The organism is Streptomyces sp. SudanB5_2050, from assembly GCF_964272335.1.
GTDB classification, from domain to species: domain Bacteria; phylum Actinomycetota; class Actinomycetes; order Streptomycetales; family Streptomycetaceae; genus Streptomyces; species Streptomyces rochei.
Genome location: NZ_OZ186760.1, coordinates 5,045,931 through 5,059,383, shown reverse-complemented (window position 1 = coordinate 5,059,383; position 13,453 = coordinate 5,045,931). Strand labels below are relative to the sequence as shown.

At 72.5% G+C, this 13,453-nt stretch carries 13 protein-coding genes; 5 read left to right on the top strand and 8 right to left on the bottom strand.

All coding sequences use genetic code 11. The annotated features are described in order from the left end of the window. Positions 1–70: 70 nt before the first annotated feature. The 6 genes from ACFZP7_RS22710 to ACFZP7_RS22685 form a co-directional block, all read right to left on the bottom strand. On the bottom strand, positions 71–2,659 hold the full coding sequence (locus ACFZP7_RS22710) for a SpoIIE family protein phosphatase (protein WP_109202657.1): 2,589 nt from the start codon (positions 2,657–2,659) through the stop codon (positions 71–73). Between the two features lie 253 nt (positions 2,660–2,912). Then, positions 2,913–3,326: an ATP-binding protein gene (locus ACFZP7_RS22705; protein WP_193448679.1), complete on the bottom strand. Its 414-nt coding sequence runs from the start codon at positions 3,324–3,326 to the stop codon at positions 2,913–2,915. Between the two features lie 137 nt (positions 3,327–3,463). Beyond that, positions 3,464–3,886, bottom strand: coding sequence for a (deoxy)nucleoside triphosphate pyrophosphohydrolase (locus ACFZP7_RS22700; protein WP_046250245.1), 423 nt, complete (start codon positions 3,884–3,886; stop codon positions 3,464–3,466). A 135-nt stretch (positions 3,887–4,021) separates the two neighbouring features. Further along, positions 4,022–4,213, bottom strand: coding sequence for an SPOR domain-containing protein (locus ACFZP7_RS22695; protein ID WP_019329224.1), 192 nt, complete (start codon positions 4,211–4,213; stop codon positions 4,022–4,024). Positions 4,214–4,624: 411 nt separating this feature from the next. Continuing rightward, the gene (locus tag ACFZP7_RS22690) at positions 4,625–5,377 is read right to left on the bottom strand and encodes a GntR family transcriptional regulator (RefSeq protein ID WP_019329223.1); all 753 of its coding nucleotides are present in this window, start codon (positions 5,375–5,377) and stop codon (positions 4,625–4,627) included. Between the two features lie 147 nt (positions 5,378–5,524). After that, on the bottom strand, positions 5,525–6,727 hold the full coding sequence (locus ACFZP7_RS22685; RefSeq protein ID WP_385635435.1) for a DUF4190 domain-containing protein: 1,203 nt from the start codon (positions 6,725–6,727) through the stop codon (positions 5,525–5,527). A gap of 120 nt (positions 6,728–6,847) precedes the next feature. Between ACFZP7_RS22685 and ACFZP7_RS22680 the strand changes: the two genes are divergently transcribed. Beyond that, a complete protein-coding gene (locus tag ACFZP7_RS22680; protein WP_385635433.1) occupies positions 6,848–8,053 on the top strand; it encodes a serpin family protein in 1,206 nt (401 codons plus the stop codon). A 16-nt stretch (positions 8,054–8,069) separates the two neighbouring features. On the opposite strand, the gene ACFZP7_RS22675 is transcribed toward ACFZP7_RS22680, so the two are convergent. Further along, positions 8,070–9,665, bottom strand: coding sequence for a S8 family serine peptidase (locus ACFZP7_RS22675; protein ID WP_385635432.1), 1,596 nt, complete (start codon positions 9,663–9,665; stop codon positions 8,070–8,072). Positions 9,666–9,964: 299 nt separating this feature from the next. On the opposite strand from ACFZP7_RS22675, the gene ACFZP7_RS22670 reads away from it, so the two are divergent. The 3 genes from ACFZP7_RS22670 to ACFZP7_RS22660 all read left to right on the top strand — a co-directional run bounded on the left by ACFZP7_RS22670 (position 9,965) and on the right by ACFZP7_RS22660 (position 11,150). After that, entirely contained in the window at positions 9,965–10,375 is a 411-nt protein-coding gene (locus ACFZP7_RS22670; RefSeq protein ID WP_385635430.1) for an SRPBCC family protein, read from the top strand. 131 nt (positions 10,376–10,506) lie between these two features. Then, a complete protein-coding gene (locus ACFZP7_RS22665) occupies positions 10,507–10,758 on the top strand; it encodes a hypothetical protein (RefSeq protein WP_018845686.1) in 252 nt (83 codons plus the stop codon). Continuing rightward, entirely contained in the window at positions 10,758–11,150 is a 393-nt protein-coding gene (locus ACFZP7_RS22660; RefSeq protein ID WP_385635428.1) for a DNA-binding protein, read from the top strand. Before ACFZP7_RS22665 ends, ACFZP7_RS22660 begins: the two co-directional genes overlap by 1 nt. Before the next feature lie 369 nt (positions 11,151–11,519). On the opposite strand, the gene ychF is transcribed toward ACFZP7_RS22660, so the two are convergent. Beyond that, entirely contained in the window at positions 11,520–12,608 is a 1,089-nt protein-coding gene (gene ychF / locus ACFZP7_RS22655) for a redox-regulated ATPase YchF (RefSeq protein ID WP_030969476.1), read from the bottom strand. A 169-nt stretch (positions 12,609–12,777) separates the two neighbouring features. Between ychF and ACFZP7_RS22650 the strand changes: the two genes are divergently transcribed. Next, the gene (locus ACFZP7_RS22650) at positions 12,778–13,404 is read left to right on the top strand and encodes a DUF6542 domain-containing protein (protein ID WP_385635426.1); all 627 of its coding nucleotides are present in this window, start codon (positions 12,778–12,780) and stop codon (positions 13,402–13,404) included. The last annotated feature ends 49 nt before the right edge of the window (positions 13,405–13,453 follow it).

Below are 13,453 nucleotides of genomic sequence, written 5' to 3'. Positions count from 1 at the left end.
CTGCTGCTGGCCGGGTGCAGCCGTGTGCGCCGCACCCGGCGGGCCCGGACCCGTACGACTCCGGGCCGGGTCAGAACAGGCTCAGCAACGCCTCCGCCGGGTCGGTGAGCTGGGTGTCGCCGCCGGGCAGGGGCAGCTCGAACCAGACCGTCTTGCCGCGCGGCGTACGGCGTGAGCCCCAGGCCGCGCTGAGCAGGCCGACCAGTTGCAGACCGCGGCCGCCCTCGTCGGTGTCGCGGGCGCGGCGCCGGCGGGGCTGGACCAGGCCGGAGTCCCAGACCTCGCAGACCAGGGTGCGGTCGAGGAGGAGACGGAGCCTGATCTCACCCTCGCCGTACCGGAGAGCGTTGGTGACCAGTTCACTGACCAGCAGTTCCGTGGTGTCGACCAGGGGTTCCATGTCCCAGTCGAGCAGCTTGGCGCGGGCCAGCTCGCGGGCCCGGCCGACGCTGCGCGGCTCGCGGGGCAGGGTCCAGTCGCCGACGGAGTCGCTGGGCAGCCCCTGGACGCGGGCCATCAGCAGGGCGATGTCGTCCTCGCCGTGGTGGCTGTCGAGGGTGTTGAGGACTTGGTCGCAGACGTCCTCCAGGGGGCGCGTGGGGTCGGTGAGCGCGCCGACGAAGGCTTGGAGGCCCTCGTCGAGGGGGTGGTCGCGGCTCTCGACCAGGCCGTCGGTGTAGAGGGCGAGCAGGGCGCCCTCGGGCAGTTCGACCTCCACCTCCTCGAAGGGCTCCCCGCCGACGCCGAGCGGCAGGCCCGGCGGTACGTCCAGCATCAGCGCGGACTCGCCGGGCTCGACCAGGACGGGCGGCAGGTGGCCGGCGTTGGCGAAGGTGCAGCGCCGGGTCACCGAGTCGTAGACAGCGTAGACGCAGGTCGCGAGGTACACCTCGGAGAGGTCGGCCTCGCGGGGGCGGCGGGCGGCCCGGGTGGCCTGCTGGACGCCTCCCGGCGCGCCGAGGCCGCGGGCGATCTCGTCGAGCTGGGAGAGGACTTCGGCCGGTTCGAGGTCGAGTCCGGCGAGGGTGCGGACGGCCGTGCGCAGTTCGCCCATGGCGACGGCGGCGCGCAGGCCGCGGCCCATGACGTCGCCGACGACCAGCGCGGTGCGGTGGCCGGGCAGTTCGATGACGTCGAACCAGTCGCCGCCGACCTCGCTGGGCCGGCCGGTCGCCGCGTTGCCGGGCAGGTAGCGGCAGGCGATGTCGAGGCCGGACGCCTCGGGGTCGCCGGGCGGCAGCAGGGACCGTTGCAGTATCAGCGCCCGCTCGTGCTCGCGCCGGTAGAGGCGGGCGTTGTCGATGCAGACGGCGGCGCGCGCGGCCAGTTCCACGGCGAGGTCGCGGTCGCGGTCGCCGAAGGGTTCGCTGCCCTTGGTGCGGGCGAACTGGGCCAGTCCGACGACGGTGTCGTGGGCGACCATCGGCACGGCCAGGGTGGACTGCACGAGGCCGCCGTCCTCGGCGGGGACGGTGCGCGGGCGGGCGGTGCGCAGGGCGTCCGCGCAGGGCGAGTTGAACGGGTAGTGGTGGACGGCGCCGAGCTTGACCCGTTCGCCGGTGCCGTGGAAGGGCGCGTCGGAGACGGCGCTGGAGAAGGCGACGCGGCGCAGCTCGGCGCTGCCGTCCGCGAGGCCGGGCGGGGTCTCGTCGCCCACCAGCAGGCCCTGGTAGAGGTCGACGGTGGCCAGGTCGCAGAAGCCGGGGACGACGACGTCGAGGAGTTCGCGGGCGGTGGTCTCCAGGTCGAGGGAGTTGCCGATGCGGGCACCGGCCTCGTTGAGGAGGGCGAGGTTGCGCCGGGCGGCGGCGGCCTCCCGGGCGGCCTCGCGGCGGGCGGTGATGTCGGTGCCGAGCCAGGCGACGCCGATGGGACGGCCGGAACCGCTGTGCACACGGTAGAGGTTGACGGACCAGTGGCGGCGGTCCTCGGTGCCCGGCGTGAAGCCGGTGACGTGCATGTCGGTGATGGAGTCGCCGGTCTCCAGCACCCGGCGCAGGGTCGCGGAGACCCGGTCGGCCTCGGCCCGCGGCAGATAGTCGTGGACGCCCTTGCCGCGGTGGTCGTCCGGTGTGCCGCCGAAGACGGAGGCGAACCGTTCGTTGGCGCGGCGCACCCTGAGGTCCGGGTCGATCAGCAGGAAGCCGAACGGAGACTGTCCGAATATGGCCTGTGAGGCGGCGAGGTCGGTCTCGATGCTGCGCAGCACCCGGACGTCGACGACGATGCAGACGGCGGCCTTCTCCCCGTCCTCGGTGCGCGTCGGCATGACGTACACCTCGGCGAGCCCGCGCTGCCCGCGTCCGCGCCGGCCGTCGCGCCCGGCGCCGTCGTCGGGCACCCGGAAGGGCACCACGCCGGTCCACTCCCGCCCGTCGAGGATCTCGGCCATCTTGCGCTGGCCCCGCTCCCGCAGGTCGGGGTCGATGAAGGCTTCGATGGGGTCGGTGCCGACGGCCTGTTCGGCCCGGATGCCGAGCAGTTGCTCGGCGCGCAGGCTCCACTGGTCGACGAGACCGTCGGGGCCGATGGAGAAGGACGCGACCTTGATGTAGTCGTAGATGGAGCCGGGCGGGCTGCTCTGCCACACCGCGTCACCGAACGGCGCGCCGTCCGACGGGCCCTCGGACCCCGTGGCCCTCGCTGGTATCTCGCTCACGCGAACCGTCCCCTCCAGCTCACCGCGTCCGGCACCGGTCACCGGAGGCGGCTGCCCGCAGTATCCAGCACTACGGCGCCGCACAACACGGTGTTCACGATCACAGCACGGTCCCGATGATTTTCGGTCCGGACCGTGACAACACTTCCAGTCTTCTAACCAGCGGACACGGCATCGAATCACGCGGTTCGACAACTGCCACTGGCCTGAACCGGTCGGTGGGCCGAAAACGGAGCGTCACCCGGTGGTTCGGTCACTCGGGCACGGCGAGTTCGAACCAGACCGTCTTGCCCGCCGCTCCGGGCCGGGTCCCCCAGCGGCGTGCGGAGGAGGCCACCAGCTGGAGTCCGCGGCCGTCCTCGTCGCCGGGCCGGGCGACGCGGGCGCGGGGCGGGTCCGGAAGCGGGTCGGAGACCTCCACCAGCAGCACACCGTCCGCCCCTGCGGGACGCCGGCGCACCACGCGGACGCCGATGGGCCCGGTGGCGTGCCGCAGCGCGTTGGTGACCAGCTCGCTGACGAGGAGGGCGGCGATGTCGCCGACGTCGTCGAGGCCCCAGCCCCGGAGGGTGCCGCGGACGGCGGAGCGGGCGGTCCGCACCGCCTCCGGCGCCGCGGGGAAGACCCACTCGGCACAGCCGCCTTCGCTGTCGATCACGCCGATCACTTCCCCGGCCGACAACCCCCACCCATGTCCGGTTTCGTGGGGTTAATGGGCACATACCCGGTTCCCCGGCGCCGGTACCGTCAAGGACGGCGCACGGTTGCACCCGCGGCGCACACGGCGCCGGCGCCGTGCGGATCTCAGACGCCGTGCGCGCCCTTCGCGCCCATGCCCAGGTGGGCGACGGCTCGCTCGACGGCCGGTACGTCCTGGTCGAGCCACGGCACGTCCCAGATCTCGGCGGGGGCGAGCCAGCGCAGTGCGTCGTGGTCCTCCAGGGGTGCGGGGGCCGCGGAGCCGGGGAGCAGGCGCGCGGTCCACACCTGAAGGACGAAGGGGGCCCGCAGGGGCCACTGCCCCGGGACCCGCTCACCGAGCCGCGCGGACACGCCCAGCTCCTCGCGCAGCTCGCGCACCAGGGCCGCCTCGGGCGCCTCGCCCGTCTCCACCTTGCCGCCGGGCAGCTCCCAGCGTCCGGCCAGCTCCGCCGGCGCGCTGCGGCGCGCGGCGAGCAGGCGCCCGCCGTCGACCAGGGCGGCGCCCACCACGATCCGTTCCGTCATGCGGGGGAGCCTACGGCCCGTCCGGCCGACGCGGCTCGTCCGGCCGACGCGGCCCGTCCGGACGGATCGGCCCGTCCGGACGGATCGGCCCGTCCGCCCGGTCGGTCCGTCCACGCGGTCAGTCCGCTCGCGCGGTCAGTCCGCCGCGCCCGTGCCGTTCGCCCCGAGCTTCTCGACCCAGTAGAGCTGTTGGTGACCGCGACCGTCGAGGGTGTCCGCGATCCTCTGGGCCTCGGCCCGGGTCGCGTACCTGCCCACGCGGTAGCGATTGCCGTTGTCGTCCTGCCGGAAGACCAGCCAGGGGAGAGTGACCGTGCCGTCGTTCATCGCGCCCCTCCACTTCCCGTCCACGGCACCCGCCGCGCCCCGCCCGCTAAGGAAACCGCAATCCGCATATGCCCGAGCTTACGCCTCACCTTCACGCAGCGAATACGGCTTTACACAAAGAGGTACCCATCCGGCCAGAACGCAGGGGGCGCACGATGCGGAACGCGCCGTCCGCGCACCCCGGCACCCCGGTCGAGGGCATGCCGGGGCCCGCGGGGCGACCTGCGGGAACGACCGGATCGCGGCGCCCGGGCGGGCGCCGACGAGGGCGCGCACGCCCGTAGGTCCGGGGAAAGGGGGCGCGGGGGGCGCACGGGAGGCGTGCGCCATCTCACACCACCGGGAGAGCCCCCACTCCCCCGGCGCCGCCGCCGCTCGGGCGGCTCTGCTTCACGGGCAGGCGGTAGGGCTTTACTTCACGGGCAGGTGGTACGCCACCCGGTAGCGGTCGGCGGGGATCACCACGTCGGCCGTCTCGACGGCCCGGCCCGAGGCGTAGAAGGTGCGCTGGATGACCAGCACCACGTGACCGGGGACGCCGCCCAGCGCCAGCAACTCCTCCGCGAGGCCGGGACGGGCGCCGACCTCCTCCGTCACGTTGTCCACGACGACGTCGATGGCGGCCATCCGCTCGACGACTCCCATGCCGCCGAGCGGCCCCTCCTCGGGCAGCATCACCGGCGTGCGGCCGGTGAGGTCCAGGGGCTCCCAGGAGGTGGAGAGCATCATGGCCTCGCCGCCCTCCCGGAAGACGTACCGGGTGCACATCACCCGGTCGCCGGGCTTGATCCCGAGCCGCTCGGCCACCGCGACGCTCGCCTCGGCCTGCTCGCTGCGCGATTCCCAGGTACCGCGCGTCTCGCCGTCCGCCTGCTCCTGCCGGAAGGGGGTGGCACCCCCGGCCGGCCGGAAGCCGGAGCGGGCGACGCGCCGGGGCACGGGACGCTCGCGCACATAGGTCCCGGACCCCGAGCGGCCCTCGACCAGCCCCTCGGCCATCAGCACCTTGCGCGCCTCCAGGGCGACGGTGTCCGAGACGCCGTACTCCTCGCGGATGCGCGCCTGGGACGGCAGACGGGTGTGGGGCGGCAGCAGTCCGTCGGTGATCTTCTTGCGGAGATCGCCCGCGACGCGGAGATACGCCGGCTGCTCACCGAATGTCACTGGCCGCTCCCATCAGGTTGTACAGACAGCAACAGCGTGGCAACCGTAGGTTGTGCCAGGCAAGCAAAGGCCAGAGAATCACTCGAAGTGATGACTTGAGGCGTCGGGGGGCTTTACGCAGGCACTTTCTCCCCGCTATGGCCGCCCTCACACCTCCTTGCCCGGCTCGGCGCCTCCCCCCTCCTCACCGGTCTCCTCGTAGACCGGCGGCGTGGTGTCCAGGCCGAGGGCGTCGCGGGCCCCGACCGCGGTGTCGGCGTCGATGAGCGCGATGGCCTTGTCGGAGTGCTCGTAGTAGGCGTCGGCGTCGGTCGCCCGGGACGCGAGGCCGAACTCCTCGCGCGCCGTCTCCAGGTCGGCGACCAGGGCGGCGACCGGGCGCTGCGCGTCGGCGGGCCAGGAGTGCCCGCGCAGCATCCCGGTCTGTCGGTCGAGCGCCGCGGAGACCCGCGTCGCCCAGAAGGTGTGTGCCGCGAGGTCCTCCTCGGCGGTCCGCTCCACGGGCATCTCGTCCATGGCCAGGTAGAGCTGGAGTTCCGCCGCCAGGTAGGTGTGCTGGTCGGGGTCGAGCGTCGTGCCGTCGGTGCGCAGGGACCCGGTCAGCGTGCCCCGCTCGTCCGTGTTGCCGAAGAGGCAGGTGACCTCCCGGTCCCCGGCGCGCCAGCTCTGCGAGGTCGGAGTCAGGTAGTACACGTCCACGTCGCCCGGCAGGGCCCAGCGGTCCATCGCGTAGGAGTCCTGGAGCGCGTAGCACCGCTCGTCCGCGACCCGGGTGATCCCGTCGTCGCCGGGGAAGGCCCCGCCCGGCAGGTCGAACACGGCGAACACCTCGCCGTCGTGCTCCCGCGCGCACGACACCTGGTCGACGTCGTACGTCACCCCTTGCAGGGAGCCGCTGGGGGTGGTGAAGCACTCGCCCTTCTCGAGGGCGTAGGCGGTGCCCTCGCCCCGCGCGGCGTCGCGGAAGCCGCCCCAGAACTCGCCAGCGGCCCCCGTGGAGAGCGTCACCGCCCACAGGACCAGTCCCACGGAGGACAGGACCGATCCGGCCACCGCAAGGCCCTTGCCCCGCTCGCCGCGCTTCCTGATCCGGGCCAGGGCGACCAGGCCCAGCACCAGTCCGACCGCGGGCACGCAGCACAGGACGCCCAGCACGAAGGCGGCGACGGCGAGTCCGTTGACGGGAGGCCGCCGCGGGTACGCCCCGTAGGGCTGCCCCCAGGCCCCGCCCGGGTACGGTTGCTGCGGCACCGGGAACGGCCCCTGGGGGTACGGCTGCTGGGCGTACGGCTGCGGGTACGGCCCCTGGGCAGGGGGCTCCTGGGGGCCGGGCGGCGGCGGTATGGACACGTGTACCGTGCTCCTGTTTCGGGCGGTGACGCGGAGGCGCCGCGGGGCTGGGGCGGGCCTTCCCTCGGGTGGCCGGCCGATCACTGAGCGCATGGTAAGCGCGCGGAGGGCGGGGACGGCATGCGGGTCGCGCACGCGACGGTCCAGGCGGTGAACGGGCTCACGGCACGCTGGGCGGCCGCCGCCGACGGGGGCACGGTGTTCTCGGCGGTGGGCGTGTGGCCCCTGCTGGCCCTGCTCGCCGACGGCGCGGCGGGCACGGCCCGGTCGGAGCTGGAGGAGGCGGTGGGCGTGCCCGCCGGCCGGGCGGCCCCGGCGGCCCGCGAACTGCTCACCGGTCTCGGCTCGGTGCGCGGCCTGGAGAGCGCCCTGGGACTGTGGACCCAGCGCACCCTGGAACTGCGCGAGCCGTGGGAGGCCGGCCTGCCCGCCGACGCGCACGGCGTGCTCACGGGCGACGTGCAGGCCGACGGGGCGGCACTGGACGCCTGGGCGGCGAAACGCACGGGCGGGCTGATCGAACGCATGCCGGTGCGGGCGACGCGGGACACCGGGATGGTGCTGGCGAGCGCGCTGGCGCTGCGCACCCGGTGGCTGAAACCCTTCGAGGAGAGTTGGCTCATCCCGGAGACCGGCCCCTGGGAGGGGCGTGACCTGGCGGGCCTGTGGCGCCACAGCGCGCTGCTCGACCGCATCGGCGTGGCGGACACGCCGCACGGCCACGTCACCGAGCTGAAGGTACTGGGCGACACCGCCGTCGACGTCCATCTGCTGCTCGGCGAGGAGGCCATGACGCCCGGACAGGTCCTCGGTGCGGGGATCGGCGTCCTCGCACGCCGGCACCCGGTGACGCCGGGTTCGCACCTGCCGTACGGGGAGGCGGGCCCGGGGGTCGAGGTCGTACGGGAGCCCACGATGCGGCCCGAGCCGCCGGTGCTGGAGGTGAGACTGCCGGCGTACGCGGTCACCTCCGAGCACGACCTGCTGGAACGCCCGGAGCTGTTCGGACTGGCGACGGCGCGGCTTCCGGTGCCCGGTCACTTCCCCGGCGTCAGCTCGCACCCGCTGTGCGTCGAGTCGGCCCGGCAGTCCGCGCTGGCCCGGTTCGGGGCCCTGGGGTTCGAGGCCGCCGCGGTGACGGCGATGGGCGCGGCGGGGGTCGGGATGCCCGAGCTGCGGTGGCTGCGCACCACCGTCCGGGCCGTCTTCGACCGTCCCTTCGGCTTCCTCGCCGTCCACCGGCACACGCGCCTCGCCCTCGCGGCGGGCTGGGTCACCGACCCGGAGCCGTTCCGCGAGGACGAGGTCATCGGTTCCTACGACTGATCAGGCCGACCGGGCGTCAGAACTGCAGGGCCCAGGCGTCGATCCGCCCGGTGTCCCACGAGGCGTTGTCGCTGACCCGCAGTTTCCAGGTGCCGTTGGCGGTCTCCGAGGAGGCGTCGACGGTGTACGTGGTGTCGATGCCGTCGGCGCTGCCTCCGGTGCCGTACGACTTGAGCGTGTACGCCGTGCCGTCCGGGGCGACCAGCTGGACCTGGAGGTCACCGATGTAGCTGTGGACGATCTTCACCTCGACGGAGAGCGCCGAGGGGGCGTTGCCCGAGACGCCGGAGACGGTCACCGGGGATTCGACGGTGGCGTTGTCCCGGATGGTGTAGTCACCGGTGTTCTCGAAGCGGTCGCCGGTCGGCGGGGGCGTGGTGCCGCCGTCCCCGACGTACAGCAGCCGGTTGGGCGAGCCGGTGCCGGGGTTGGAGACGACGCCGCTGGTGGCGGCGGACGTCAGCGCGGAGGCGACCTGCGCGGGGGTGGCCGAGGGGTTGTCGGCCAGGTGCAGGGCGGCGGCCCCGGCGACGTGCGGGCTCGCCATGGACGTACCGGAGATGGTGTTGGTGGCCGAGTCGCCGCTGTTCCACGCCGAGGTGATGGAGGAACCGGGCGCGAAGATGTCCAGGACCGAGCCGTAGTTGGAGTAGCTCGCGCGGGCGTCGCTCGAGGTCGTGGCGCCGACCGTGATCGCCTCCGTCACCCGGGCCGGGGACTTGGTGGAGGCGTTGGTGGACTCGTTGCCGGCCGCGACGACGAAGGTGACGCCGGAGGCGATGGCGTTGCGGACGGCCGTGTCCAGGGCGCTGTCGGCGCCGCCGCCCAGGGACATGTTGGCGACGGCGGGCTTCACGGCGTTGCGGGCGACCCAGTCGATGCCGGCGACGACCTGGGCGGTGGTGCCGGAACCCGAGTTGTCGAGGACCCGGACGCCGACGACCTTGGCCTGCTTGGCGACGCCGTACGCGCTGCCCGCCACGGTGCCCGCGACGTGGGTGCCGTGGCCGTGGCCGTCCTGGGCGGTGTTGTCGTTGTCGATGGCGTCGTAGCCGTTGGAGGCACGGCCGCCGAAGTCGCTGTGGGTGATGCGGACGCCGGTGTCGATGACGTACGCCGTCACGCCCTGTCCCGCGCCGGCCGGGTAGGTGTACGAGCTGTCCAGCGGACGGTTCCGCTGGTCGATGCGGTCCAGGCCCCAGGACGGCGGGTTGGGCTGGGTGCCGGTGACGTGGAAGGTGCGGTTCTGCACGACGGAGGCGACGGCCGGGTCGGCGGCGAGACGCTTCGCCTCCGCCTCGGACGCCTCGACCGCGTAGCCGTTGAGGGCCTTGGTGTACGTGCGCTCGATGTCGGCGCCGTACTTCTTCGCCACGGCGCGGCCCTCGGCGGTGCCGGACCTCGCCTCGTCGGACTTCAGGGTCACGATGTAGCTGCCGGCGACCGCGTTCGCGGCGTCCTGGTACTGGATGCGGCCCTCGGCCGCGGCCGGGGCGGCGCCCGCGGGGAGCGCGGAGACGAGGCTCGCGGTGAGGGCCGCGGTGGCCACGGCGCCGACGGCGGCCAGTCTTCGCCGGGTGGTGCGGTGGGGGTCGTGACGCAGCACTGCCATGTGAGGGGTCCTCCTCGGTGGGGGTGGTGCATGGTGGGGTTCGTGCACGCCGAGCAGGCCGCCCGTCGGGACGTGGACAGACACGGGTGGGTCATGCCCATGACAACTAGGGGCGGCTTTGGTGCGTCAGCCGAAAGATTGAGGCTTCCAGAGGAATTGCACAAGGGCCCTGCACGGATGCGCGGACACCCACACCGTTTGAGCAGAGCACCGCACGCTGCCCCTTGCTGACCCACGGTTCAGTCCCACGTCCGTTTCCTTCAAGAAACCGGCACCTACGACCCCCTACCATCACCGCCATGGACAGCACCGGCACCCCGTCACGCCACATCGGCGTCCGCATCGACCGCACGGCCGACGATGTTTACGCCTTCGCCTCCGACCCCGCCAACATGCCGGCGTGGGCCCACGGTCTGGGACGCTCGATCAGGAAGATCGACGGTCGATGGGTCGCGGAAGACTCCCCGCTGGGAAGGGTCGCGGTGGCCTTCACGCCGCGAAACGACCTGGGCGTCCTCGACCACGACGTCACACTGCCCTCCGGTGAGACCGTCCACAACCCGCTCCGGGTGATCGGCGACGGCACGGGGTGCGAAGTCGTGTTCACTCTGCGGCGCCGGCCCGGACAGAGCGACGCCGACTTCGAGCGGGACGCCGCCATGGTCACCGCCGACCTGTCCCGACTCCGGGAGCTGCTGGAGTCCGCATAGCCCGACCCAGACGTGCCTGTTCCGACGTGCCAGCTCGGTGTCCGGCAGCGTTCGCAGCTTCCTGCGGACCTACCGAGCCAAGGGTCAGCCTTTCGCAGCCCAGACTTACCACCGTTGGTAGGATCGGCACCATGAGCGGTAGTAGGAAGTACTCGATCAGCCTGCCCGAGGATCTCGCCGAGGCCGTACGCGCCCATGTCGGGCCCGGCGGTTTCTCCGCCTACGTCGCCGAAGCCCTCGAACAGAGGGTCGCCATGGACAAGCTCCGGGAGATCGTCGCCGACTTCGAGACCGACAACGAAGCTCTCACCCGCGAGGAGGTCGAGGCCGCCCGGGCGCTGCTGCGCCACGACCACCGGCAGGCCGGCGGGGCCGCCGCCTGATGCCCGGCACCCTCCTGCTCGACAGCGAAGGACTCTCGAAGCTCTGCCGCAAGGACCGCACCGTCGTGGCCCTGGTCCAGGCGGCGTCGGAGGAGGGCATCCGAGTCGCCACCAGCGCCATGACCACGCTTGAGGCCGACTACGAGCGCATTCACCCGGCCCGCATCACATGGGTCCTCTCCCGCATCGACGTCCACGACGTCACCAAGGAGATCACCGACCGGGCCGCCGTCCTCCTTCGCACCCATCACCTTCACGGCCACAAGTACGCCATCGATGCCGCTCTCGCCGCCATCGCCCGCAAGGCGCCCCGACCGGTCACCGTCCTCACCTCCGACCCCGAGGATCTGACGCTCCTGTGCGGCCCTTCCGTGGAGGTGGTCAAGGTCTGAGACCGCTTCGCCGCCACACCGCTCGGCCGAACGCTGCCAGCACGCGGTTGACAGCTCGCGACAGGCTTTCCAGGAGCTAGCAGCCGAGCTCGCTCTCAACCGTCGGCGATGCCTTGACAGGAGCCGATTACGTCGAGACCGGTCCTTTGCGGCTCTCGTAGTCCGCCAGGTACTCGTCCAGGACCTGCCCGCGCAGCTCACGATCGACCGCCTCGGCGATGAACGCGGAGAACTCCCGCTGGCCCACCCGGGCACGGATCGCCTCCGCGGTCCCTTCGGGCAGCGAAAGCCAAGGGCCCGACCCCGAAGAGTCGGACCCTCTTTGACCTGCATGTTTGCCAGATCAGCGGCATGGTGACATGTCAGCGGCTACACGTTGAAGCGGAACTCCACCACGTCCCCGTCCTGCATCACGTAGTCCTTGCCCTCCATGCGCGCCTTGCCCTTGGCGCGGGCCTCGGCGACCGAGCCGGTCTCGACCAGGTCGTCGAAGGAGATGACCTCGGCCTTGATGAAGCCCTTCTGGAAGTCGGTGTGGATGACACCGGCGGCCTCGGGGGCGGTGGCGCCCTTCTTGATGGTCCAGGCGCGGGATTCCTTGGGGCCGGCCGTCAGGTAGGTCTGCAGACCGAGGGTGCGGAAGCCGACGTGGGCGAGGGTGGCGAGGCCGGGCTCGTCCTGGCCGACGGACTGGAGGAGCTCCAGGGCCTCGTCCTCGTCCAGCTCGGCGAGGTCCGCCTCCAGCTTGGCGTTGAGGAAGATCGCCTCGGCGGGGGCGACCAGGGCGCGCTGCTCGTCCTTGAAGGCGTCGTCGGTCAGCTCGTCCTCGTCGACGTTGAAGACGTAGAGGAAGGGCTTCGTCGTGAGGAGGTGGAGGTCGTGGAGGAGTTCCGCGCGCTCGGTGCCCTGGAGGATGCCCTGGGAGAAGAGGGTGTCGCCCTTCTCCAGGATCTCCTTGGCCTCCTCGACGGCCTTGACCTTGGGAGCCACGTCCTTCTTGATCCGCGACTCCTTCTGGAGGCGCGGGAGGACCTTCTCGATGGTCTGGAGGTCGGCGAGGATCAGCTCGGTGTTGATCGTCTCGATGTCGTCCTTGGGCGAGACCTTGCCGTCGACGTGGACGACGTTCTCGTCCTTGAAGGCACGAATGACCTGGCAGATCGCGTCGGACTCGCGGATGTTGGCCAGGAACTTGTTGCCCAGACCCTCGCCCTCGCTCGCGCCGCGCACGATGCCGGCGATGTCGACGAAGTCGACGGTGGCAGGGAGGACCTTCTCGGAGGAGAAGATCTCGGCCAGCTTCGCCAGGCGGGGGTCGGGGACACCGACCACGCCGACGTTGGGCTCGATCGTGGCGAACGGGTAGTTGGCCGCGAGCACGTCGTTCTTGGTCAGGGCGTTGAACAGGGTCGACTTGCCGACATTCGGCAGACCGACGATTCCGATCGTGAGCGACACGTTGCGACTTCCCGTACGTGAGGATGCGGAGGGGTGGGCCAGGCGGGCCGATCCACCAGTCTACGGGGTGGCCGATACGGCCGGTGCGCCCTGTCGACGCCTGGCCAAGCTCTCCCCCACGGCGTGTCTGTCGGGCTATTCGGCACATAAACCGACCTAAGTTGGTCCAGTGGAGCAACACAGGACGCGACCTGCGCAGTACGGACCGCGACGAGGGCGGGCGCCGCTGCCCCCGCAGGGGCGGGGCCCGGTGGCGGGCGGCGGGTCGCGCAGAGCGGCGGCCGCGCGTCCGGCCACGGCACGCGCACCGGCGGCACGGCCGGCGACCAGGCCCGTTCCCCCCGTGGCGCGGGCGGTGCGGGCCCTGCGCGGGATGCCCAACCCGCGGCTGACCGGGCTGGGCGGCGGTCTGTTCTGCGCGGCGGTGATGCTGGTACTGGGCTTCCTCGACCAGATGCTGTTCGGCGCCTCCCTCACCGTGTACGGAGTGCTGTTCCTGCCGGTGTGCCTGCTCACCGCGCTCTGGGTGCGCCGGGGCGACCTGCTGACCGCGCCGGTGGTCGTGCCGATCGCCTTCGCCGTGGGGCTGCTGACCGTGGCCGAGAGCGGCGAGGGGGTGGGCGGGCGGCTGATGGGGCTGGTGACCGCCCTGGCCACCGAGGCCGGCTGGCTCTACGGCGGCACCCTGGTCGCCGGGACGACGGTGCTCGTGCGCCGGGTGCGGATGCTGCGCCGGCGTCGGGCCGCCGGTGCGGCCGGTCCCACCGGTGCCGCCCGGAGCCGTACGTCTGCCTAGGCGGAGGGTGTGGTCCCGGGGAGGGCGGCTCCCGGGCCGTGACGGCCGG

Excerpts from the sequence above, each read along its gene's own strand:
- ACFZP7_RS22700 (WP_046250245.1), bottom strand. The coding sequence starts at position 3,886 with ATGACGGAACGGATCGTGGTGGGCGCCGCCCTGGTCGACGGCGGGCGC.
- ACFZP7_RS22695 (WP_019329224.1), bottom strand. The coding sequence starts at position 4,213 with ATGAACGACGGCACGGTCACTCTCCCCTGGCTGGTCTTCCGGCAGGAC.
- ACFZP7_RS22680 (WP_385635433.1), top strand. The coding sequence starts at position 6,848 with ATGCGGGTCGCGCACGCGACGGTCCAGGCGGTGAACGGGCTCACGGCA.
- ACFZP7_RS22675 (WP_385635432.1), bottom strand. The coding sequence starts at position 9,665 with ATGGCAGTGCTGCGTCACGACCCCCACCGCACCACCCGGCGAAGACTG.
- ACFZP7_RS22670 (WP_385635430.1), top strand. The coding sequence starts at position 9,965 with ATGGACAGCACCGGCACCCCGTCACGCCACATCGGCGTCCGCATCGAC.
- ACFZP7_RS22665 (WP_018845686.1), top strand. The coding sequence starts at position 10,507 with ATGAGCGGTAGTAGGAAGTACTCGATCAGCCTGCCCGAGGATCTCGCC.
- ACFZP7_RS22660 (WP_385635428.1), top strand. The coding sequence starts at position 10,758 with ATGCCCGGCACCCTCCTGCTCGACAGCGAAGGACTCTCGAAGCTCTGC.